The organism is Nonomuraea zeae (assembly GCF_005889725.1).
Taxonomy (GTDB): domain Bacteria; phylum Actinomycetota; class Actinomycetes; order Streptosporangiales; family Streptosporangiaceae; genus Nonomuraea; species Nonomuraea zeae.
This window is the reverse complement of record NZ_VCKX01000069.1, coordinates 11,889-32,071: the sequence shown is the minus strand read 5'-3', so window position 1 is coordinate 32,071 and position 20,183 is coordinate 11,889. Positions and strand designations below refer to the sequence as shown.

At 72.1% G+C, this 20,183-nt stretch carries 22 protein-coding genes and 6 tRNA genes; 20 read left to right on the top strand and 8 right to left on the bottom strand.

What is annotated here, in order from left to right:
• Positions 1-13: 13 nt before the first annotated feature.
• From ETD85_RS22780 to ETD85_RS22770, 3 genes are all read right to left on the bottom strand, one after another.
• Complete coding sequence (locus tag ETD85_RS22780) at positions 14-793, bottom strand: MerR family transcriptional regulator (protein WP_138691791.1); 780 nt, start codon at positions 791-793, stop codon at positions 14-16.
• Positions 794-854: 61 nt separating this feature from the next.
• The gene (locus ETD85_RS22775) at positions 855-1,865 is read right to left on the bottom strand and encodes an aldo/keto reductase (protein WP_138691790.1); all 1,011 of its coding nucleotides are present in this window, start codon (positions 1,863-1,865) and stop codon (positions 855-857) included.
• Positions 1,862-2,308 carry a VOC family protein gene (locus tag ETD85_RS22770; protein WP_138691789.1) on the bottom strand — a complete coding sequence of 149 codons (447 nt, stop codon included), beginning with the start codon at positions 2,306-2,308 and terminating at the stop codon, positions 1,862-1,864. Before ETD85_RS22770 ends, ETD85_RS22775 begins: the two co-directional genes overlap by 4 nt.
• A gap of 75 nt (positions 2,309-2,383) precedes the next feature.
• On the opposite strand from ETD85_RS22770, the gene ETD85_RS22765 reads away from it, so the two are divergent.
• Complete coding sequence (locus tag ETD85_RS22765) at positions 2,384-3,064, top strand: TetR/AcrR family transcriptional regulator (protein WP_138691788.1); 681 nt, start codon at positions 2,384-2,386, stop codon at positions 3,062-3,064.
• Between the two features lie 9 nt (positions 3,065-3,073).
• Here the strand turns inward: ETD85_RS22765 and sigJ (ETD85_RS22760) are convergent, their stop codons facing one another.
• On the bottom strand, positions 3,074-4,045 hold the full coding sequence (sigJ, locus tag ETD85_RS22760; protein ID WP_240779310.1) for an RNA polymerase sigma factor SigJ: 972 nt from the start codon (positions 4,043-4,045) through the stop codon (positions 3,074-3,076).
• Between the two features lie 112 nt (positions 4,046-4,157).
• Between sigJ (ETD85_RS22760) and ETD85_RS22755 the strand changes: the two genes are divergently transcribed.
• The 13 genes from ETD85_RS22755 to ETD85_RS22700 all read left to right on the top strand — a co-directional run bounded on the left by ETD85_RS22755 (position 4,158) and on the right by ETD85_RS22700 (position 13,006).
• A complete protein-coding gene (locus ETD85_RS22755; protein WP_138691787.1) occupies positions 4,158-4,631 on the top strand; it encodes a nuclear transport factor 2 family protein in 474 nt (157 codons plus the stop codon).
• Positions 4,632-4,729: 98 nt separating this feature from the next.
• A complete protein-coding gene (locus tag ETD85_RS22750) occupies positions 4,730-5,359 on the top strand; it encodes an LUD domain-containing protein (protein ID WP_138691786.1) in 630 nt (209 codons plus the stop codon).
• 117 nt (positions 5,360-5,476) lie between these two features.
• The gene (locus ETD85_RS22745) at positions 5,477-6,637 is read left to right on the top strand and encodes a DUF418 domain-containing protein (protein WP_138691785.1); all 1,161 of its coding nucleotides are present in this window, start codon (positions 5,477-5,479) and stop codon (positions 6,635-6,637) included.
• A gap of 4 nt (positions 6,638-6,641) precedes the next feature.
• On the top strand, positions 6,642-8,789 hold the full coding sequence (locus ETD85_RS22740) for an NACHT domain-containing protein (protein ID WP_138691784.1): 2,148 nt from the start codon (positions 6,642-6,644) through the stop codon (positions 8,787-8,789).
• A 160-nt stretch (positions 8,790-8,949) separates the two neighbouring features.
• A complete protein-coding gene (locus ETD85_RS22735; protein ID WP_138691783.1) occupies positions 8,950-9,834 on the top strand; it encodes an NmrA family NAD(P)-binding protein in 885 nt (294 codons plus the stop codon).
• A 97-nt stretch (positions 9,835-9,931) separates the two neighbouring features.
• Entirely contained in the window at positions 9,932-10,819 is an 888-nt protein-coding gene (gene sigJ / locus ETD85_RS22730) for an RNA polymerase sigma factor SigJ (protein WP_138691782.1), read from the top strand.
• 405 nt (positions 10,820-11,224) lie between these two features.
• Positions 11,225-11,298, top strand: a tRNA-Ala gene (locus ETD85_RS22725).
• 20 nt (positions 11,299-11,318) lie between these two features.
• Positions 11,319-11,390, top strand: a tRNA-Gly gene (locus ETD85_RS22720).
• Between the two features lie 6 nt (positions 11,391-11,396).
• Positions 11,397-11,469: transfer RNA gene (locus tag ETD85_RS22715), tRNA-Leu, on the top strand.
• Positions 11,470-11,490: 21 nt separating this feature from the next.
• Positions 11,491-11,563: transfer RNA gene (locus tag ETD85_RS22710), tRNA-Glu, on the top strand.
• 16 nt (positions 11,564-11,579) lie between these two features.
• A tRNA-Arg gene (locus ETD85_RS22705) sits at positions 11,580-11,655 on the top strand.
• Between the two features lie 12 nt (positions 11,656-11,667).
• Positions 11,668-11,749: transfer RNA gene (locus ETD85_RS63250), tRNA-Tyr, on the top strand.
• 192 nt (positions 11,750-11,941) lie between these two features.
• Positions 11,942-13,006, top strand: coding sequence for a protein kinase family protein (locus ETD85_RS22700; protein WP_138691781.1), 1,065 nt, complete (start codon positions 11,942-11,944; stop codon positions 13,004-13,006).
• A gap of 6 nt (positions 13,007-13,012) precedes the next feature.
• Here ETD85_RS22700 and ETD85_RS22695 read toward each other — a convergent pair whose 3' ends face one another.
• Complete coding sequence (locus ETD85_RS22695; RefSeq protein ID WP_138691780.1) at positions 13,013-13,717, bottom strand: type 1 glutamine amidotransferase domain-containing protein; 705 nt, start codon at positions 13,715-13,717, stop codon at positions 13,013-13,015.
• Positions 13,718-13,834: 117 nt separating this feature from the next.
• Here ETD85_RS22695 and ETD85_RS22690 point away from each other — a divergent pair, with 117 nt between their 5' ends.
• A complete protein-coding gene (locus tag ETD85_RS22690) occupies positions 13,835-14,473 on the top strand; it encodes a TetR/AcrR family transcriptional regulator (RefSeq protein ID WP_138691779.1) in 639 nt (212 codons plus the stop codon).
• Between the two features lie 2 nt (positions 14,474-14,475).
• Positions 14,476-14,769 (top strand): DUF6204 family protein, encoded by a 294-nt coding sequence (locus tag ETD85_RS22685; protein ID WP_138691778.1) that lies wholly within the window; start codon positions 14,476-14,478, stop codon positions 14,767-14,769.
• 30 nt (positions 14,770-14,799) lie between these two features.
• Here ETD85_RS22685 and ETD85_RS22680 read toward each other — a convergent pair whose 3' ends face one another.
• Positions 14,800-15,741: a MurR/RpiR family transcriptional regulator gene (locus tag ETD85_RS22680; protein ID WP_138691777.1), complete on the bottom strand. Its 942-nt coding sequence runs from the start codon at positions 15,739-15,741 to the stop codon at positions 14,800-14,802.
• 64 nt (positions 15,742-15,805) lie between these two features.
• On the opposite strand from ETD85_RS22680, the gene thrC reads away from it, so the two are divergent.
• Complete coding sequence (gene thrC, locus ETD85_RS22675; protein WP_138691776.1) at positions 15,806-16,885, top strand: threonine synthase; 1,080 nt, start codon at positions 15,806-15,808, stop codon at positions 16,883-16,885.
• Positions 16,886-16,906: 21 nt separating this feature from the next.
• On the opposite strand, the gene ETD85_RS22670 is transcribed toward thrC, so the two are convergent.
• On the bottom strand, positions 16,907-17,272 hold the full coding sequence (locus tag ETD85_RS22670; protein ID WP_138691775.1) for an ArsR/SmtB family transcription factor: 366 nt from the start codon (positions 17,270-17,272) through the stop codon (positions 16,907-16,909).
• A gap of 80 nt (positions 17,273-17,352) precedes the next feature.
• Between ETD85_RS22670 and ETD85_RS22665 the strand changes: the two genes are divergently transcribed.
• Both ETD85_RS22665 and ETD85_RS22660 read left to right on the top strand, forming a co-directional pair.
• Positions 17,353-17,790, top strand: coding sequence for a MarR family winged helix-turn-helix transcriptional regulator (locus tag ETD85_RS22665; protein WP_138691774.1), 438 nt, complete (start codon positions 17,353-17,355; stop codon positions 17,788-17,790).
• Positions 17,787-18,635, top strand: a complete 849-nt coding sequence (locus tag ETD85_RS22660; protein ID WP_138691773.1) for an alpha/beta fold hydrolase — start codon at positions 17,787-17,789, stop codon at positions 18,633-18,635. Before ETD85_RS22665 ends, ETD85_RS22660 begins: the two co-directional genes overlap by 4 nt.
• Before the next feature lie 87 nt (positions 18,636-18,722).
• Here ETD85_RS22660 and ETD85_RS22655 read toward each other — a convergent pair whose 3' ends face one another.
• Positions 18,723-19,127, bottom strand: coding sequence for a winged helix-turn-helix transcriptional regulator (locus ETD85_RS22655; protein ID WP_240779309.1), 405 nt, complete (start codon positions 19,125-19,127; stop codon positions 18,723-18,725).
• A 94-nt stretch (positions 19,128-19,221) separates the two neighbouring features.
• On the opposite strand from ETD85_RS22655, the gene ETD85_RS22650 reads away from it, so the two are divergent.
• Positions 19,222-20,046, top strand: a complete 825-nt coding sequence (locus ETD85_RS22650; protein ID WP_138691772.1) for an NAD(P)H-binding protein — start codon at positions 19,222-19,224, stop codon at positions 20,044-20,046.
• Positions 20,047-20,183: the final 137 nt, after the last annotated feature.

Genomic DNA, 20,183 nt, shown 5'->3' with positions numbered 1-20,183 from the left:
CCCGGCGTCCCCGCTACCGCCCCCGGTCCCCGGAGGCGGCGTAGCGGGCCGCGATGATCCGGGTGGCCTGCCGGATGACCTCGGCCTGGGCCGGGGCCAGCTCGTCGAGGAACGGCTCGAGCGCGGCCGCGTCCCAGCCACCCCCTTCCGGCTCGGCCAGCAGGTGCTCGACGCTGAACTCGGCCAGCATCGCCGCCAGCGGCGCGATCCTGGGGTCGCCCGGCCCGGCATCGGCCAGCTCGTCGAGCCTGCGGTAGAAGTCGTGGCCGCGGGCCGCCACCTCGGGGTCCGCGGCCAGCGACTCCATCAGGGCGAACGCGCGCTGCCGGTCGGGGGCGGCGGCCGCGGTGTCCATCAGCACGAGCAGCTCGCGGTCCCAGGCCGCCACCTTCGACGACGGCATCTCCACCACCCGCAGGAAGGCCACGAGGTCGGGCGAGGCGGTGTCCTCGGGGCCGAGCGCGCCGGCCTCGGCCCGCGCCAGCACCGCGGCCAGCCTGGCCCGCCTGACCTGGATCTCCCGTTCCTGCCTGGCCAGGTCGGCGTCGATCTCCGCGAGGATCTCCGGCAGCTCCCTTGAGCGGTCGTCGGCGATGACGTCACGCGCCTCGTCCAGGCTCAGCCCGAGCTCGACGAGGCGGCGGACCCTGGCCAGGGCGATGGCGTCGCGCATGCCGTACTCGCGGTAGCCGTTGGCCAGCCTGGGCGGCTCCGGCAGGACGCCCTGGTGGTGGTAGTAGCGCACTGTCCGGGTGGACACCCCGATCAGCGCGGCGAGCTCTCCGATGCGCATGCCCCCCAGTAAAGACCTTGACGCCACGTCAAGGTGAAGCCGGGAACCGCCTGCCGGACTTTCAGTTCGGGCCGACGCGCGCCGCGCCGAAGACCCACGGGGACGTCTGGGCGATGAAGTCGTGCGGGAATTCGAGCGCGAAGCCGGTGGCCTGTTCCAGGCGGGCGCGGCTTTCGGGCGGCAGGGTGAGGTCGGCGGCGGCGAGGTTGTCCTGGAGCTGCTCGACGCGGCGCGCCCCGAGTATGGGGTGGACCGCGCGGGAACGGCCTGCCGTCCAGGCGATGGCCACCTGCGCGGGCGTGGCGCCGAGGTCGTCGGCGACGTCCTGCACCACCCGGGCGACGGCGTGGTCACGTGCCGAGAGTGACTCGGCGGTCAGCCGGCCGCCGGTCGCGGGGCCACCAGGGCGGGTGTACTTGCCGGACAGCGCCCCTCCGGCCAGCGGGCTCCACGCGGTGACCCCCAGCCCGAGCGACTCGGCCATCGGCAGCAGCTCGCGTTCGATGTCGCGCTGGAGGAGGCTGTAGGGCACCTGGAGGCCGATGAACGGGCTCCAGCCGTGCCACTGCGCCAGGGCGTTGGCGCGGGACACGACCCAGGCGGGGGCGTCGGAGATCCCCACGTACAGCACCTTGCCGGCCCGGACCGCGTCGTCCAGCGCCCGCATCGTCTCCTCGATCGGCGTGTCGCGATCCCACATGTGCACCCAGTAGACGTCCACGTAGTCGGTGCGCAGCCGGCGCAGGCTCGTCTCCAGCGACGCCCGCAGGTTCTTGCGGTGGTTCCCGGCCGCGTTGGGGTCGGCGCGGTCGCGCGAGACGGTGTACTTCGTGCCGAGCACGAATGACTCGCGCCGCCCCTCCAGCAGCTCGCCGAGTATCTGCTCGCTGGCCCCGTCGCGGTAGTTGATCGCGGTGTCGATCATGTTGCCGCCGGCCTCGGCGTACAGGTCGAGCATCCGGCGGCACTCCGGCAGCGGCGCGCCGACGCCACCCTGTTCGCCGAAGGTCATGGCGCCCAGGATCAGCTCGGAGACCCGCAGGCCGCTCGCGCCCAGCGTGCGGTACCTCATGCCGTCGCCGATCCACCGAACAGCGCCGCGGCCCGCGAGACGATCTCGTCGTGCGGCACGTCCCTGATGTGCTGGTCCAGCGCCCAGCGATGCCCGAACGGGTCGAGCAGCTGGCCGGTGCGCTCGCCCCAGAAGGCGTCGTGCACCGGCTCGAAGACCGTGGCCCCCGCCTCCAGCGCTCGCGCCCAGGCGGCGTCAACGTCCGGGACGGTCAGGTGAAAGGCGGCGGAGGTGGCGCCGAGCGCGCCCGGTGCGCGCATGCCCATCCCGGGCAGCTCCCCGGCCACGGCCAGGGGGGTGTCGCCGAGCAGGAGGTCCACGGTCAGGGTGCGGCCGTCGGGCAGGGTGATGCGGCTGGTCTCGCGTGCGCCCAGGGCCTCGGCGTACCAGGTGACGGCCTGGTCCGGGTCGGTGACGACCAGGTGGATCGCTATCTGCGTCATGACGCCGACCATACATACTGTATGGACATGTCGTCTAGACACGGTGGCCGGACAGTCCGTCATATGCTGGGGCGCATGACTGCCAAGCGCACCGCTCAATCCGCCCGCCGGTCCGGCGCGGCGCCGGCCTCCGCGGAGCTGCGGGAGCGCATCCTGTCGGCGACGCGCGAGCTGCTGCGCGAGCGCCGCTTCGACGCCCTGAGCGTGGCCGACATCCTGACCGCCGCCCAGATCTCCCGGGCCAGCTTCTACTTCTATTTCCCCAGCAAGCAGGCCGTGCTCGGCGAGCTGGTGCGCGAAGCCGTGGCGCAGGGGCAGCAGGCGGCGGAGCCCTGGATCGACGGGCGGCAGGACCCGGCCGCCGCGCTCCGGTCCGGCGTGAGCGACGGCGCCCGGCTGTGGCGGGCCAACGCGGGCGTGCTGATGGCGATCGTGGAGAGCTGGGGCTCCGACGAGGACCTGCGGGCGCTGTGGCTCGAACAGATGGACCTGTTCACCGAGGCCGCCGCGGCCCGGATCCGATCCGACCCGGACGCGCTGCGGGGGCTCGGCGACGCGGACGTGCGCGCCGCAGCCGCCTCGCTGACCTGGCTGGGGGAGCGGCTCTACTATCTCGCCGCGGCCGGGGTGCCGCCCTTCGACGACGAGAAGGTCCTCATCGACGTCCTCACCAATGCCTGGACCTCGATCCTGTACGGCCACGCTCCCACCGGCCACCAGCCGCCTCCGGGGGCGGTGAGCGCCCGGCCCCTGTGACGGCGCCGGTCAGCCTGCGAGCCAGGCCCGGAGTTTGTCGGGATTGCGCACAGCCCAGATGTGCTTGATCCGGTCACCGGCGATGTCGAAGGCGTACACCGTGACGGTGACGCCGTCCTGCTGGACCACCAGGCCGGGCTGACCGTTGACCGTGTGCTCCAGGAACGTCAGACCGGGCGCCTGGCCGAGGATGCCGACCCAGGCACGCGCGATCTGCTCGCTGCCTTCGATGGGGTGGAGCAGGGCGCTGACCACGCCGCCGCCGTCGGCGATCGACGTGGCGTCGGGGTCGAGGAGGGCGATGAGGGCGCCGATGTCCCTGGCCTCCCATGCCCGCTTGAACTCCCTGACGATGCCGGCCTTGCGGGCGTTCGAGGTCGCGGGGGTCCGGGCGGCGTGGATGCGGCGGCGGGCGGAGGAGGCCAGCTTGCGGCACGACTCCGGGCTGCGGCCGACGATCTCGGCCACCTCGGCGAAGGGATAGCGGAAGACGTCGTGCAGCACGAACGCGACGCGCTCGGCCGGGGTCATCGACTCGAGCACGACCAGGAAGGCCATGCTGACCGACTCGTCGAGGGTGATCCGATCGGCCGGGTCGGCGCTGGCGTCGTCCGTCCGCCCGTTGACCCACTCCGCGGGCTCGGGCAGTGGCTCGGGGATCCATGAGCCCACGTATCGTTCGCGCCGTGCCCGTGCCGAGCCGAGCAGGTCCAGGCAGATCCGGCCGGTGACCCTGGTCAGCCAGGCGGCAGGGTATTCGATCTCCTCCTTCTGCCGCTGGGACAGGGCGTACCAGCGAGCGTAGGCCTCCTGCACGACGTCCTCGGCGTCGGCCAGGGAGCCGAGGAGGCGGTAGGCGACATTGATCAGCCGCCGCCGTTCGCTCGTGATCGTGCTGAGGCCGGGATCGGGCCTGCCGGCTCCCGGCTCGCATGGGGTGGTCATGGTGTGGCTGGCTCCCTCGGTGGCGTCTGCGCTCATCTGTCAGACGATGCAGCGCCCTGGAATGTGAAGCGGGCGCGCCGCTTCACATTCCGGGGGACCGCGTCGTCATTACCGGTGAAGAAGAACCCGCCATCCGGAAAGGCAGACGATGAGCGACTTTCAGGCGATCGCCGACCGCAGCGAGATCGAGGCGCTGCGCGGCGAGTTCAGCGACGCGGCGATGATGCGCGACCTCGACCGCTTCGCGGCACTGTTCACCCACGACGGCGTGTACCGGATCCCCGACGCCGGCATCGAGCAAGCCGGCCGGGAGGCGATCCGCGCCGGGACCGAGCAGCTGGGCGATGCGTGGGAGTACTTCGTGCAGACCGCGCACCCGGGCGTGATCCGGCTCGACGGCGACGCGGCGTCCGGCCGCGCCTACGTCTGCGAGCTCGGACGCCTGCGCGACGGCACATCGATCTTCAACTACGGCTTGTTCCACGACCGCTACCGGCGCACCCCGGAGGGCTGGAAGTTCACCGAGCGCGTCTTCGAGGTCAGGTATTTCGACACCACGCCGCTGCCGGGCTCAGCCCAGGTGACCTGGGCGGCCGGGACCGGGAACGAGCCTGCGGCGTGAGCACCGCGGCACCCGTGCGGACACCCTCCACGCGGACACCCTCCACGCGGACACCCTCCACGCGGACACCCTCCACCACCACCGATCCAGGAGCACCCATGACCACCCAGATCACGGCCCCACGATTCACCGAACCGGCGCCCGCGGAGCGCCTGGAGCGGGCCGCCGCCGCGCTGAAGGCGCACAATTTCGCCGTCGAGATCCTCGACGACGTCGCCGCCGCGCGTACCCGCGTCAAGGACCTGATCCCCGCGGGCGCCGGCGTGCTGACGGCGGCCAGCGAGACCCTGCGGCTGTCCGGCATCGACGACGACATCAACGCCGGCGGCGACTATGACGCCATCAAGCCGCGCCTGCTGGCCATGGACCGGACCGCCCAGGCCGACGAGAGGCGGCGGCTGCTCGCCAGCCCCGACGTGGAAGTGGGCAGCGTCGCCGCGGTCACCGAGACCGGCTCCCTGGTGATCGCCTCGGGCAGCGGGAGCCAGCTACCCGGTTACGCCGGCGGCGCCGCCCACGCGATCTGGATCGTCGGAGCGCAGAAGGTGGTCCCCGACCTGAGCGCCGCGCTGCGCCGCGTCGAGGACCACGCCCTTCCCTTGGAGAACGTCCGATCCCTTGGGGTCTACGGGGTGCCCAGCGCCATCAACCGCCTGCTCATCCTCAACGCCGAACCCCACCCCGGGCGCGCCACCGTCCTGTTGCTCCGCGAGGCCATCGGCTTCTGATAGGTATGAAATACATGTCAAATTGTGTATTGCTGATGATTTGTGTAGCCTCGCGGAGGTAGCGCCGAGCGGCAAGATCCCTCGTGCTCGGCATCCCAGGGCAGGGGGCTCACACTCATGCCGGTCAAGCAATCAGCGGGCCACGTCACCACGCGGGCGCTGGCCCCCGACCTCGCCCGGGGCGTCATGCTCCTGGCGATCGCGATGGCGCACGCGCCGTTGTTCGTGGAGACCGTCGGCCGCGGCTCGGCCCTGGCCAACGAGATCGCCGGCTTCTTCCACCTGCTAGTAGTGCACAACCACGCACGGCCGATGTTCGCCTTCCTGTTCGGCTACGCGATGGTGCAGCTCCTGGCCGCGCAGCAGCGGCGCGGCCAGGACTGGGCCGCGATCCGCAAGCTGCAACGGCGCAGGGGGTGGTGGCTGGTCGCGATCGGCTTCGCGCACGTGGCGGTGCTGGTCCCGATCGACATCCTCGCGGTCTACGGCCTGGCCGCCGTCCTGCTCGCCGGCCTGCTGCGGGCCAAGGACTCGGCCCTGCTGTGGACGGCGGCCATCACCCTGCCGGCCGCGACCCTCACCGCCGGGTCCGGCCTGTGGCTCGCCATGTCACAAGGCGTGTCCACCTACTCCCAAGGCAGCATCGCCGCAGATGGAGCCGGCTTCCTGGACCTGCTCGCCACCCGGCTCCAGGGCTGGCCCTACGTCCTGGCGGCAGGCGTCATCTCGGTCGTCCCCGGCGTGCTCCTCGGCATGTGGGCGGCCCGGCGGCGCATCCTGGACGACCCCCTCCACCACCGCTCCTTCCTGACCCGCACCGCGACGATCACCACGGCCCTGTCCGTCGCGGGCGCCCTGCCCGCCGCCCTCATCCAGGCCGGCGCGTGGGCCCGGCCGCCAGGCGCGGCCCTGTGGCTCGCCGCGCTCGCGCAGCCGTTCACCGGCTACCTGGGCGGAATCGGCCTGGCCGCGATCGTCGGGCTGGTCGCCATCGCGGCCGGCCGCCGGCGCAACCGCCTCACCACCGCCGTCGAAGCACTCGGCCAGCGCTCGATGAGCCTCTACCTCTTCCAGTCCGTCGCCTTCCTCGCCGTCTTCCCCTCCTACGGACTGGGACTCCAAGACGATCTCGGCCTGGCCGGCGCCATGGGCGTCGCCACCGCCACCTGGCTGGCCTCGCTCGGCATCGCCGAGCTCATGCGGCGCGCCGCGCACCGCGGCCCGGCCGAGATCCTGCTCCGCCGCCTGGCCAACCCCTGGCCTTTCTCGCGACGATAGAGGCATGCGCAGGCGCAGGTTCGGCTGGCAGCTCTCCGTCGCCGCGCTCGCGGTGGCGGTCGTGGGCGCGCTGGCGGTCGCGGTCTGGCGGTCTTGGACGCCGTCCGCGGACGTCAACCTCGGCGATGCCGCCGCGGTGGCGCTGGCCGGGGCGACGGCGATCGGCGGGGTGCTGATCTGGGCGTGGCGCTCCACCGCTCCGGCGGCCGGGACGGCCACGGCAGCCGGGGGCAGTGCCGAGGCCGCCGCCCGGGTGCTGGCCGAGCTGGTGGAGCGGCAGTGGCGGGCCGAGGCGCGTACCCGGTCGCTGGACGACCCGGCACCGATCCCGGTGCAATGGCAGCTCACCGCCAACAGGAGCGTCCTGAACGATCCCAGGCTCATCAGCGCCGGCGGGGAGCGGGCCTTCACCTGCCGCAGCGACGACATCGCCGCCCTGGCCGAGAGCTTCCGCGCCCTGACCCGGCGCCGCCTGGTCATCACCGGCGGCCCGGGCATGGGCAAGACCACCCTGGCGGTGCAACTCCTGCTCCACCTGCTCGCGATCCGCACCGCCGGTCGCGAGAAGGAGGTGGTGCCGGTGCCGGTGCTGTTCCCGGTCTCCGTGTGGGACGTCGAGTCCTGCCCGCGGCTGCAGGACTGGCTAGCGGAGCGCCTGGCGCAGGACTACCCCGCGCTGAGCGCCCGCGAGCTCGGCCCCGGCGCCGCGGCCGCGCTCGCCCACGGCGGCCACATCCTGCCCGTCCTGGACGGCCTCGACGAGATCCCGGCCCCTGCCCGTGCCCGCCTCATCCAGGCGCTCAACGCCTCGCTGACCGACCGTGACCAGCTCATCCTCACCAGCCGCAGCGCCGAGTTCGCCACCGCGGTCGCCGAGGCCGGGCGGCCGTTGACCAGCGCCGCGGTGATCGCCCCCAAGGCGCTGCTCCCGCAGGCCGCCGCCGACTACCTGACCGCCTGCCTGGCCGCCTCCCCGCCGCCGGCCTGGCAGCAGGTCCTGACCGCGCTGCGCTCCGGTAGCGCGCCCGGTCTCACCCGGCTCGCCGCCACCCCGCTGGGGCTCTGGCTGATCCGCACCGTCTACCTCGCCCCGGGCGCCGACCCCTCCGCGCTGACCGGCCGGCTGGGCGACGACGCCGTCAGGTTGCGGGCCCATCTGCTCGACCAGCTCATCCCGGCGCTCATCCACGCCCGGCCGCCGAGCACCGATCCCGCCGACCACTTCCGGCCCCGGCACCGGCTCGACCCCGAAGCCACCCACCGCTACCTGGCCTACCTGGCCCGGGCCTTCCCGCCCAGCGTCACGAGGGACATCGTCTGGTGGCACATCGCCCGGACCACGCCGCACATCCGCCTGCTGACCGGGCTGATCACCAGGTTCACGGCCGCGCAGGCGGGCGCGCTCGCCGGCGGGCTGATGATCGCTTTCACGGTGGGTCCCGGGCAGGGGCTCGGGTACGGGCTCGTGTTCGCCCTCGTGGGCCTGCTCCGCGGCGGCCTCGCGCGAGACTGGATCAACGACACGCCGGGTTACGCCGACCTGCGCCTACGCGGGCGTGTTCCCGTCCTCGTGCGCGCGGTCCTGGGCAACCTCGCGTACGGGCTCGCCGTCGGGGTCGCGGGCGGGGTGGTGGTCGGGCTCGTGTTCGGCGCCCCGTTCGGGATCATCTTCGGCCTGGTGACGGGGTCGCTGGTGACATTGGCGTCGGCGGTGATCGAGTGGGCGGCGCAGCCCAGCCTCACCGCGGTCAGCACGCCTCGTTCCAGCTGGCAGGCCGACGATGCCCTCTGCCGGCTGCAGTCGTGGGTCGGCGTGTTCGCCGGCGTGCTCGCGGGGCTTCTCTCGGGCATCCTGGCCGGCGTGCTCGCCGAGGGGTTCAGCTCCGAGTTCGCGGGCTTGTTCACGGCGGTGCTGGCCGGCACGCTGGCGGGTGTGCTGACGTTCGGGAACCATCATGCGTCGCTGCTGTGCAAGGTCGCGGGCATGCGGCAAGCCCTGGCCAAGCAGCTGCCCAGACGGATCATGGACTTTCTCGACGATGCTCACCGGGTGGGCCTGCTCCGCACCGTCGGACCGGTCTACCAGTTCCGCCACGCAGCGCTGCACGACCATCTCGCCGCTGCGGACGGCAGCCAGGAGCGGCCGGGATGACTTAGGCCACATTCCCGGCCGAACGTCACACTTCGCTCCCGCCTGCCCTCTCAGGATGCATGACCACGACCACAGAGGGCGGGCGGGCGCCGCGCACGCGCGAGTCGCGCTTCGCCGGCCTGCCCGGCCGTCCGCGTACCACCGTCAAGGAGCACTCGCCATGACCGTTCTCGTCACAGGAGCGACCGGCACCGTCGGGCGGCAGGTCGTCCGGCACCTGCTCGGCCGTGGGCAGAAGGTGCGCGCGCTGACCCGCGACCCCGGCCGGGCCGTCCTGCCGGACGGCGTCGAGGTGGTGGCGGGCGACCTCGCCGCCGCCGTGGGCCTGGAGGAGGCCTTCGACGGTGTCACCGCCGCCCACCTGATCAATTTCGGCGGCGACTACCGGCGGCTGACCAACGGCCGTCAAATCGTCGACCTGGCCGAACGGGCCGGGGTCGGCAAGGTCACCGTCCTGGTCGGCTGGCAGGAGGGCACGCTGGAGCAGGCCATCAGAGCCGGCGGCCTGGAATGGACCTTCCTGCAGCCCCTGCAGTTCATGGCCAATTCCCTCACCGACTGGGGCGAGGCGCTGCGAACCAGCGGCCGGGTGCGGGAGCCGTACGGTGACCGCAAGAGCCCGCCGATCGACGAGTCCGACATCGGCGCGGTCGCCGCCACGGTGCTCACGCAGGACGGTCACGGCGGCCGGTCCTACCTCCTCACCGGCCCCGAGGTGCTCACCGCACGCCGGATGGTCGCCATCATCGGCGAGGCGACCGGCCGCGACCTGCGCTTCGAAGAGCTCACCCCCGACCAGGTACGCGAGGAGTGGAGCGCGCCGGAGCGCAGGCCGCCGCTGTCGCTGTTCCGCGCGTTCACCCAGGAGGCCGGGGTGGCGGAGTCGGACCTGGTGGAGCGCCTGCTGGAGACGTACGGCACGCCGAACGAGTACGGCACCACCCTGACCGACCAGGTGGAACGCGTCACCGGCCGCCCGCCGCGCACCTTCGCCCAGTGGGCGGCCGAGCACGCCGGCCATTTCCGCGCCGCGACACCCGCCTGACGTCGTACCGGCGGCCACGCCGTCCGATGACCGGAGTCACATTTGTCCGACCCTGCGGGCTCCAGGGAGAGTACCTGCACGGAGAAGGAGTCTCATCGTGAGTGACAGCCCCGCGGTCGATGCCGCCGAGGTGTTCGCCGATCATCGCGAGTTGTTGTTCTCGATCGTCTACAACATGCTCGGCACCGTCGGCGACACCGAGGACGCGCTGCAGGAGACGTGGCTGGCCTGGTCGGGGCGGGATCTGAGCACGATCGGCAACCGGCGCGCCTACCTGGTGCGGATCGCGGTCAACCAGGCCCTCGCCCACCAGGGCGCGTTGCGCCGGCGCAAGGAGACCTACCTCGGCCCCTGGCTGCCGGAGCCGCTGATCACCGGACCGGACGCGGCCGAGCCCGCCGTCCGCGCGGAGTCGGTGTCGATCGCGCTGCTGGTCGTGCTGGAGACGCTCACGCCGCTGGAGCGGGCGGTGTTCGTGCTGCACGAGGTGTTCGCCTACCAGCACACCGAGATCGCCGCCATGCTGGACCGCACTCCCGCCGCGGTCCGGCAGCTCGCCCACCGGGCGCGCGAGCACGTACGGGCGCGGCGCCCGCACGCCCGGGTCGATCGCCGTACGCATCGGGAGGTGACCGAGCGCTTCGTCGCGGCCGCGTTCGGCGGGGACCTGGCCGCGCTGATGGAGATGCTCGCGCCCGATGTCACCCTGTGGTCCGACGGCGGCGGCAAGTCGGCCGCGGGCGGGCCCCGCCCGATCCACGGCCGCGACAGGGTCGCCAGGACGCTCGTGTCCACCGCCCGCGTCAACGGCGGCGTGGACGTCCGGTACCGCCAGGTCAACGGCGACCCCTCGGTGGTGATCTTCGCCCAGGACGCGCCCTTCGCGGTGATGGTGCTCGACCTCGACGCCGGGCAGGTGCGCGACATCTACGTGGTCAGCAACCCCGACAAGCTCGCCGGCATCTCCGGCCAGGAGGCTCAGTGAGAGGCCCACGCCGCCCCTGACCTCGCGCGGCGCGCGCCCCACCCAGGACCTCGCCGCACCCTGATCGGGCCTACAGGAATGATCGGACCGGCACCCGCAAAGCGGGAATTAAATGAGTGGCAGTGATCGGACGCTGCCCATTACCGTTGACCACATCGACCGGAAAAGGCGGCCAAGAGCCGCCGCCAGAGCACGTCACGGAAAGGCCAGTCATGCGATTCGCAGCCGCCACGCCAGAGCAGGAAGCGCGCCTGTCGCGCGGGCCTGCGGTGCTCGGCGGCGCGTATCTCGGACAGGCTTCTGGATAACCTCGCGAAGGATCGTCCAGGGGCCGCCGGGTGCACACCGGGCGGCCTTTCTCTTTGCTCTGCCGGAAATTGACAACTCCACAGCGGAAGACACCAAGGGCTGATGGTGAAAAGGCATCACACCTGCCTTGCAAGCAGGAGTTCAGGTTTCGAGATCCTGTCGGTCCACCAGTGGCGCAGGCCGCCACTTCGCCGCAGAGGCCGAACTGGTAAGGCAGCTGGCTTCCACCCAGCAGGACGGGGTTCGAGTCCCCGCTGCGGCTCACAAAGCGTCCGTGGCCCAATGGCAGAGGCACCGGTTTAAGGAACCGGACGGTGCGGGTTCGAATCCCGCCGGACGTACGAACGCCTCTTTCGAGGCGCGCCCCGTTGGTCTAGCGGTCAGGACGCCCGGCTTTCACCCGGGAAATCGCCGGTTCGAGTCCGGTACGGGGTACGGCACCATTTTTCTCGGCCTCATAGCTCAATGGATGAGAGCGCCGGCCTACGAAGCCGGGTCAGTTGCAGGTTCGAATCCTGCTGGGGCCACTCGATTTTCTGGCGCGAGCTGGGCACGTGGGGGAGCCCACCCGGCGGTAAACCGGACGCTTCGGCTGTGGCGGTTCGACTCCGTCCTCGCGCACGATCCGCCTCGACACCACCGGGGGCCGAGGCGGCCCGGTGCTCTTCCGCTGTGGAGCCCGCGAACGGGTCGGCATGCCCGTGCGGGTTTCCCATGCCCTGAGCCCGTGGTCGCGCCTGCGGCGGCAGCCGCTAGTGTCAGGCGAGGTCATCGGGGAGCGTGGGCGTGGGGCTTTCGTACGACGGATCAGACATGTCGCACCAGGCGCGCCTGAGCAGGTACGCCACCGCGTCGAACGAGCTGGCCCTGCTCAGCGACACGCGGCTCGGCGACCTCGTGGGCCGGGCGAAGGTGCTCGGCTCCGGCATCGGCGGCGTCTCGGTGCTGCTGGAGGCCGGCGGCGTGCCCGTGTTCGCCAAGCGGATCCCGCTGACCGACCTCGAACGCCGCCCCGAGCACGTCATGTCCACGGCGAACCTGTTCGATCTGCCCGCGTTCTGCCAGTACGGCGTTGGCTCGCCCGGGTTCGGCGCGTGGCGCGAGCTGGCGGCCTGCACCATGACGACGAACTGGGTGCTCGCCGGGCGGAGTGCGGCCTTCCCGCTGATGTACCACTGGCGGGTGCTGCCGGGAGCGCCGCCCGTGCACGACGGGCACGCCGACGTCGAGGCGGCCGTCGCCTTCTGGGGCGGCTCGCCGTCGGTGGGGCGGCGGCTCGAAGCGGTCGCGTCGGCCTCGGCGAGCCTCGTGCTGTTCATGGAGCACATCCCGCTCGGCCTGCCCGGCTGGCTGGCCAGCCGGCTGGAGACGGGGGTCGAGGCGGTCACCTCGGCGGGCGTGCTGCTGGAGCAGCGCCTGCTCGCCGGCCTCGACGTCCTGAACGCGGGCGGCCTGCTGCACTTCGACGCCCACTTCCGCAACATTCTCACCGACGGCCGCCGCCTCTACTTCACCGATTTCGGCCTGGTGACCTCCCCGCGGTTCGAGCTGTCGGCGCAGGAGTCGGCATTCATCGCCCGCAACCGTACCCACGACCGGGGCTACGCGATGATGTGCCTGGTCAACTGGCTGGTCACCAACGTGGCCGGGGTGACGACCCCGCCTGGCGGCCTGCCGGTCGCGCGTAACGACTATGTCAGGCGATGGGCCGCGGGGGAGCGGCCGGCGGGCCTGCCCGGCCCGCTCGCGGCGGTACTCGACCGGCACGCGCCGCTCGCGGCGGTGCTGAACGACTTCTACTGGGAGCTGTTCGGCGAGAGCCGGGCCACTCCCTACCCGGCCGAGGCGGCCGAGCGCGCCATCGCCTCCCGTGCCTGACCCGGGCTAACCCACGGCGGTCAGCTGCTTGACCACCGCCTGGGCCACGCCCCTGGCGCTTCCCGGATTCTGTCCGGTGATCAGGCGTCCGTCCTCGACCACGTACGGCTCGAACGGCTTGCCGGTCGTGCTGTAGTCGGCGCCGAGCTTCTCCAGCTCCTCCTGCAGGTTGTAGGGGACGGCATCCGCCCGGTCGGCCAGCTCTTCTTCCGGCCAGGAGAATCCGGTGACCCGCTTCCCTCTGACCAGCGGCTCACCGTTGCTGAGTCGCACCTGGAGCAGGCCGGTGCCGCCGTGGCAGACGGTGGAGACGATCTTGTCGCTCTCGTAGAAGCGGGCCATCAGCTCTTCCAGGTCCTGGCTCTGCGGGAAGTCGAACATGACCCCGTGGCCCCCGGTGAGGTAGATGGCGTCGTAGTCGTCGAGGGTCACCTCTGCGATCTTCTTGGTGTCCTCGAGCAGGTCCATGAATCTCCGGTCCCGGTAGCGCTGTTCGGTGCCCAGCTCGGCCAGGACCTCGTGGGACAGGCTCTCCGGGTCCAGCGGGATCTTCCCGCCGAGCGGGCTCGCGATGTCCATGGACAGCCCCGCCTGCTCGGCGACGTCCCAGAAATGCGTCAGCTCACCGAGCCACAGGCCGGTCCGCAGGCCGACCTTCTCGTACTCGCCGACGTTGGTGACGATGATCAGAATTTTGTTCGTCGCGGCCATTGTCCGCCCCCGATGCAACGGCGTCCTGCGTTCGCCCTTTCAGACTATCGCCGTGCGCGAAGCCGTAGTCCATTGTAAAAATGCAGTGAACTCCAAGTTTGGGCTAGACTCCAGCGTATGACCGAAGGACTTCGGGAGCGCAAGAAGCGCCAGACCCGGCAGCGCGTCTCCGACGTGGCCATCGGGCTATTCGTGGCGCGCGGGTTCGAGCACGTCACGATCGCCGAGGTCGCGGCCGCCGCCGAGGTGTCGGTGAACACCGTCTACAACTATTTCCAGGCCAAGGAGGACCTCGTCCTGCCGCCCGAGGAGGCCTCGCCGCAGCGGCTGGCCGACATCGTGCGGCAGCGGGCCCCGGGCGAGTCGGCTGCGGGCGCGGTCCTGGCACGGCTGCGCGAGGAGGTACGCGGGCGCGAGCGCCGGGTGGGGCTGACCGCCGGGTTCGGGCGGTTCCTGGAGATGGTGCGGGGTGCGCCGACGCTGACCGCCCGGCTGGAGAACCTCGGCCACCAGATGACCGAGGCGCTCGCGGAGGTGCTGGCCGAGGAGACCGGCGCGGCCCCGGGTGACCCGCTGCCGCGGGTGGTGGCCTGGCATGTCGGGGCCCTGCACGCGCTGGTGCTGTCGGAGATCGGCCGGCGCGCCGCGGCGGGCGAGCAGCCCGACGCGATCGCCGAGCAGGTGCTGGAGTTGCTGGACGTGGCCGAGAGCCTGCTGGGCGACCGCGTCCTGGCCTATGCCGTACGAGAGGAGTGATCGTGTTCAGGGTGACGATCAGGGGCAAGTTCAAGGGGCTCGACGAGGCCGGGCGCGAGGCGGTGCGGGCCAAGGAGGGCGCGGCCTACACCGAGGCCGGGACGTTCACCCATGACGGGAGCGTGTCGGCGTTCACGTTCCGCTGCCAGGTGCCCGCCGAGCCGGGCGACGGCGAGGACGAGGGTGCTCTCGGGGCGATGGCCGCGCTGGAGGCGCACGGGCATCCGTACGAGATCCTGCAGATCGGCGTCACGGACATGCGGCACATCAAGATCCGGCGAAAGAGCCGCGGCTAGCCAGCCGGCGTCGCGAGTGCGGCGAGCGCGTCAGAGGGTCTGCGTGAGCGCGTCGAGGTCGGCCAGCCGCCGCGCCGGAGCCAGGCGCGCGGCGGTGGCGACCAGCAGCAGTTCGGTGACGGCGATCTCGTGCGCAAGCGGCGCGATCGGCCCGGCCGCCTCGCGCGGCAGCCTGATCAGCACCTCGGCCTGGGCGGCCAGCGGCGACTCCCAGGCGTCGGTGACCAGCACCAGCCGCGCGCCGCGGGCACGGGCGGCGGCGACGAACCGGGCGGCGGCAGGGGAGTAGCGGCGGAAGTCGTAGGCCACCACCACGTCGGATCCGCCCAGCTCCAGCACGACTCTGGCACGGGCCTGCGCGGAGTCCGGCACGCGGTGCGCGCCCGGGCGCAGGCTGGCCAGCTGGCGGATGAGGTATTCGGCGGCCAGCTCGCTCAGCGGCCCGCCCAGCGCCCACACCGACCGCGCCTCGGCCAGCACCGCCGACGCGGCGTCGAGCAGCGGCTCGGACAGGGACGCCAGCGTCCCCTCCAGCCCTGTGCGCAGGTCCTCGGCCGCCCGCGCCAGCGCGGAGATCACACCGTCGCCGGCCTCCGCGCCCGATCGGGCGCCGGACGTTCCCGCTGCTGTCACCGGGTCCGATCCGGCGAGCACGCGGGTCCCGGGCGCGTCGCCGGGCGCGCCGAGTGCGCGTGCGCCGGGGACGTGGGCGACGAACTCGTGCAGTCGCGACCGATCCCGCGCCCCGTCCCTGACCGCCGCCTGGAAGTCGGCGAACCCGCCATACCCCAGCCGGTCGAACAGCCGCGACGCCGTCGGCGGGCTGACCCCCGCCCGCTCGGCCAGCGCCCGCAGCGAGCCCAGCGCGGCGAACGGATAGTCGTCGAGCAGCACCCGCACGATCGCCCGCTCGCCGGGCGGCAGCTCGGGATAGACCGCGCCGAGCCGGGCGGCCACCGGATCATTGTCCACCTGACAAATGTTACATCATGTTCCGCGCTACAACATAGACGAAACGGATGTTACGGTGCAGGACATGACTACCTGGCATGGCCTGATCGACAGCGGCTACCGGCGCTGGCTGCCGGTCACGGACGACACACCCGCCATCTCCCTGGGCGAGGGCAACACCCCGCTGCTGCGCTCGGCCCACCTGTCGGCGCTCACCGGCTGCGAGGTCTGGCTGAAGGTCGAGGGCGCGAACCCGACGGGCTCGTTCAAGGACCGCGGGATGACGGTGGCGATCAGCAGGGCGGCCGAGGCCGGCGCCGAGACCGTCCTTTGCGCCTCCACCGGCAACACCAGCGCCTCGGCCGCCGCCTACGCCGCCCGCGCCGGGCTCACGGCCGCCGTCCTCGTCCCCAAGGGGCAGGTCGCGCTCGGCAAGCTCAGCCAGGCCGTACGCTACGGCGCCCGGATCGTGGAGATCGGCGGCACCTTCGACGACTGCCTGCGCGCCGCCCGCGAGCTGGCCGGGCACCACCCGATCGCGCTGGTCAACTCCGTCGGCAACGAGCTGCGCCTGTCCGGCCAGCGCACTGTCGCCTACGAGATCGTGGACGCGCTCGGCGACGCGCCCGACGTGCACTGCATGCCGGTCGGCAACGGCGGGAACATCACCGCGACCTGGGGCGGCTACCGCGCCTACCGGTCGGCGGGCCGGTCCACGCGGCTGCCGCGGATGTGGGGCTTCCAGGCGGCCGGCGCGGCCCCGCTGGTGCACGGCGCGCCCGTGGCGGTTCCGCGCACGGCGGCCACCGCGATCAACATCGGCAACCCGGCCACCTGGGACGGGGCGATCGGCGCCCGTGACGAGTCCGGCGGGCTGATCGACGCGGTGAGCGACGAGCAGATCTTCGCGGCGTACCGGATGCTGGCCGGGCGCGACGGCGTGTTCGCCGAGCCCGCGTCGGCGGCCGGGGTGGCCGGGCTGCTCGACCGGCATGCCCGCGGCGCGCTGGAGCCGGGCCTGCGGATCGTGATCACGCTCAGCGGCAACGGGCTGAAGGACCTGGACGCCTCCATGCGCGACGGCTACACCGCCACGGAGGCGTCCGCGGACACCGCCGACGTGGCCCGCGCCCTGGGGCTGCCCGCAGCGCTGAACCTGGCATAGCGCCCGACCCGCCGAGACCGGTCAGGCGGTGTCGCCGTACGCCGGGCAGAGCGCGACCGCGTGCCCGGTGGCCGCCAGCACCTGCTCGGCGGAGGCGAGCAGATCCATCAGCTCGGGGCGGGTCAGGGAGTAGAACGACTGGCGGCCTTCGGCGCGGTAGCCGACCAGGCCGCAGTCGCGCAGGCAGGCCAGATGCTTGGAGACCGTGGACTGGGCCAGGCCGAGCTGCGTGGTCAGGTCGACCACGCGGGCCTCGCCGCGGGCCAGGCGCTGCACGATGCGCAGCCGGGTCTCGTCGGCCAGCGAGCGGAACAGCGCCGCCGCCGGCGAGACGCCGGCGGCGATGTCCGCGCTGACACACCGGCCGCCATCTGGATCAATCGCCATATGGCGATGATAGCCCGCCTTCTGGACACTCGTCGCCGAAGTAACTTGCCTTGGCTAAGTTAGCATGTTAAGTATCTCGTATGGAGCGAAGCCTCAGCCTCAACCTGCACGTGCTCACCGCCCGGCTGGACCGGGCGGCCGACCGGATCCTGCGGGCTGAGCACAACGTGTCCTACAGCCGCTTCGTGGCGCTGACCCTGGTGGGAGAGCTGGGGGCCTCGACGCAACGCACGCTCGCCGAATACCTCGGGGTGACCGAGCCGTCGGTGAGCCGCATGACCGCCGTCCTCGCCGCCGACGGGCTGCTCGACGTCCAGGCCGACCCCGCAGGGGGCAATCGGCGGCGGCTGAGCCTCACCGACGAGGGCAAGCGGCTGGTCGGCTCGATCCGGCAGGATCTCGAAGGCCGGCTGGCCGTGCTCGTCGAGCAGAGCGGCGTGCCGTACGCCGAGTACACCCGGCACACCGCGCAGTTGCTGGCCGCGTTCAACCAGGTGGAGCAGGAGGCAGGCAGATGAGCGGGAACGTGCGGACACCAGGGTTACACCGGCACACGGTGTCCTCGGCCGACGGCACGACGATCGGCTACCGGACGACGGGCGAGGGCCCCGGCCTCATCGTGCTCGGTGGCGCCCTGAGCACGTCGGAGAGCTACCTGCCGCTGGCCGCCGCGCTGGCCGGCTCCTTCACGGTGCACGTCGTCGACCGGCGGGGGCGCGGCGACAGCGGCCCGCAAGGGCCCGACTACACGCTGGGCAAGGAGGTGGCGGATCTCCGGGCGGTCCAGGCGGAGACCGGGGCACGGCTGGCGTTCGGGCACAGCTACGGCGGGCTCGTCGTCCTGGAGACCGCGCGCTCGTTCCCGCTGTTCGACCGCATCGCGGTCTACGAGCCCGGGGTGCCCTGCGGGCCCGTGCCGACCGGCTGGATGAGACCGTACCGGGAGCGGCTGGCCGCAGGCGATCCCTATGGCGCGTTCGTCCACTTCATCCGGGGCTCGGGCGGCGCGCCGGCGTTCCTGGCCAAGCTGCCGCACTGGTACCTGCGGGCGGTCCTGCGGGTCGTTTTCCGCGGGCCCACCTGGCAGCGGATGCGCCCTCTCCTGGAGTCGAATCTGGCCGAGCACGAGCAGCTCGCGGCCCAGCAGGGGCGGCTCGCGGAGTTCGCGGCCGTGGCGGCCCCGGTGCTGATCCTGTGCGGGGGGCGGTCCGCGCGCGCCCATCTGGCGGAGTACGCGATGCTCGGCGACACGCTCGCGGACGCCAGGCTCGCGACCCTGGACGGCCTCAATCATTTCGGGCCGTCGGAGCCGAAGACGGCCCCGGCGGTGGGCGCGCGGGCCCGGGAGTTCCTGCTGCCCTGACAACCGCAGCCGGGCCCGGGTTGCGGATCAAGCCCGGTGTCCGCAGATCGGGCTCGGAATCCGCGGATCCGGCTCGGCGACCGCGGATCAGGTTCGGCGGCCGCGGCCCGGCTCCCTGGCGTCGTACTCCAGCCGGGCCCGCTCCACCTCGCCCAGGTTGACCGACCACTCGGAGAGCGCCGCGAACAGCGGCGCGAGGCTCCGCCCCAAGGCGCTGATCTCGTACTCCACCCGCGGCGGGACCTCGGGGTGGTAGGTGCGCACGACGAGCCCGTCCCGTTCCAGCTGCCGCAGCCGCTCGGTCAGCACCTTGGGTGTGATGGTGACGATCCGGCGCTGCAGCTCCACGAACCGATGCCGACCGTATTCGTTGAGCACCCACAGGATCGGGGTGGTCCAGCGGCTGAAGACGATGTCGACCACCGGGGCGATCGGGCACGCCTGCTCCGGGGCGACCTCGACGCGAGCCGCGTCAATTGTGTCGTTGGTCACAATGACCCCCTCTTCCCATTACTTTCCTATAGGTACCTACTATCCCAGAGTTGCTAGCTTCCGACGTGTCCAAGAACGACAGTCGGGAGCGAACATGATCGTGGTAACCGGGGCCACCGGAAACGTCGGGCGGCCGCTCGTGCAGACCCTCGTGGCGGCGGGCGAGCAGGTGACGGCGGTGGCACGAAAGATCTCGGAGCCGGACGTGCCGCCAGGGGTGCGGCACCGCCAGGCCGACCTGGCGGACCCCGCGAGCATCGAGCCCGCCCTCCACGGGGCCGAAGCGCTGTTCCTGCTGACCTCGGCCGACTTCATGGCCAACGGCGATCTCGGCGACGTCATGGACGTCGTGCGGAAATCCGATGTCCGGCGGGTCGTGCTGCTGTCCTCCCAGGGCGTCGGCACCCGGCGCCACCCTTCGGGCCTGGAGGACGCCGTCAAGCGGTCAGGCGTGGAATGGACGATGCTGCGGCCGGGCAACTTCGCCTCCAACGCGTTCCAGTGGGCCGAGTCGGTCCGTGCGCGGCGGGTGGTCGAGGCGCCCTTCGGCGACGTCGCGCTGCCGGCCGTCGACCCGGCCGACATCGCCGCGGCCGCCGCCGTCGTCCTGCGCGAGCCGGGCCACGGGGGCGGCGTCTACACGCTGACCGGACCGGCGGCGATCTCGCCCCGGCAGCAGGCCGCGGCGATCGGGGACGCCCTGGGCGAGCCGGTGCGGTTCGTCGAGCTGAGCCGCGCGGAGGCGCGGGATCAGATGCTGGGCTACATGCCGGAGCCGGTCGTGGAGGCCACCCTCGGCGCCCTCGGCGCACCGTCCGCCGGCGAGCAGCAGGTCGATCCGGACGCCGAGCGGCTCCTCGGCCGCCCGCCTCGCACCTTCGCCGAGTGGGCCGCACGCAACGTCGCGGCCTTCAGGTAGGCGTCCAGGCATCCCAAGGGGCTCACAGTCAGACCTACCTGCGACAACTACTAAAAGTAACCAAATAGCAACGTTATGTAATTTACCCCTCGGGCACGAATGTCGTTACAAAGCCGACGAGGCGGCCGATAGGGCGA

Coding starts and splice junctions, on each gene's coding strand:
- ETD85_RS22780 (WP_138691791.1), bottom strand. CDS start 793: ATGCGCATCGGAGAGCTCGCCGCGCTGATCGGGGTGTCCACCCGGACA.
- ETD85_RS22775 (WP_138691790.1), bottom strand. CDS start 1,865: ATGAGGTACCGCACGCTGGGCGCGAGCGGCCTGCGGGTCTCCGAGCTG.
- ETD85_RS22770 (WP_138691789.1), bottom strand. CDS start 2,308: ATGACGCAGATAGCGATCCACCTGGTCGTCACCGACCCGGACCAGGCC.
- ETD85_RS22765 (WP_138691788.1), top strand. CDS start 2,384: ATGACTGCCAAGCGCACCGCTCAATCCGCCCGCCGGTCCGGCGCGGCG.
- sigJ (WP_240779310.1), bottom strand. CDS start 4,045: ATGAGCGCAGACGCCACCGAGGGAGCCAGCCACACCATGACCACCCCA.
- ETD85_RS22755 (WP_138691787.1), top strand. CDS start 4,158: ATGAGCGACTTTCAGGCGATCGCCGACCGCAGCGAGATCGAGGCGCTG.
- ETD85_RS22750 (WP_138691786.1), top strand. CDS start 4,730: ATGACCACCCAGATCACGGCCCCACGATTCACCGAACCGGCGCCCGCG.
- ETD85_RS22745 (WP_138691785.1), top strand. CDS start 5,477: ATGCCGGTCAAGCAATCAGCGGGCCACGTCACCACGCGGGCGCTGGCC.
- ETD85_RS22740 (WP_138691784.1), top strand. CDS start 6,642: ATGCGCAGGCGCAGGTTCGGCTGGCAGCTCTCCGTCGCCGCGCTCGCG.
- ETD85_RS22735 (WP_138691783.1), top strand. CDS start 8,950: ATGACCGTTCTCGTCACAGGAGCGACCGGCACCGTCGGGCGGCAGGTC.
- ETD85_RS22700 (WP_138691781.1), top strand. CDS start 11,942: ATGTCGCACCAGGCGCGCCTGAGCAGGTACGCCACCGCGTCGAACGAG.
- ETD85_RS22695 (WP_138691780.1), bottom strand. CDS start 13,717: ATGGCCGCGACGAACAAAATTCTGATCATCGTCACCAACGTCGGCGAG.
- ETD85_RS22690 (WP_138691779.1), top strand. CDS start 13,835: ATGACCGAAGGACTTCGGGAGCGCAAGAAGCGCCAGACCCGGCAGCGC.
- thrC (WP_138691776.1), top strand. CDS start 15,806: ATGACTACCTGGCATGGCCTGATCGACAGCGGCTACCGGCGCTGGCTG.
- ETD85_RS22670 (WP_138691775.1), bottom strand. CDS start 17,272: ATGGCGATTGATCCAGATGGCGGCCGGTGTGTCAGCGCGGACATCGCC.
- ETD85_RS22665 (WP_138691774.1), top strand. CDS start 17,353: ATGGAGCGAAGCCTCAGCCTCAACCTGCACGTGCTCACCGCCCGGCTG.
- ETD85_RS22660 (WP_138691773.1), top strand. CDS start 17,787: ATGAGCGGGAACGTGCGGACACCAGGGTTACACCGGCACACGGTGTCC.
- ETD85_RS22650 (WP_138691772.1), top strand. CDS start 19,222: ATGATCGTGGTAACCGGGGCCACCGGAAACGTCGGGCGGCCGCTCGTG.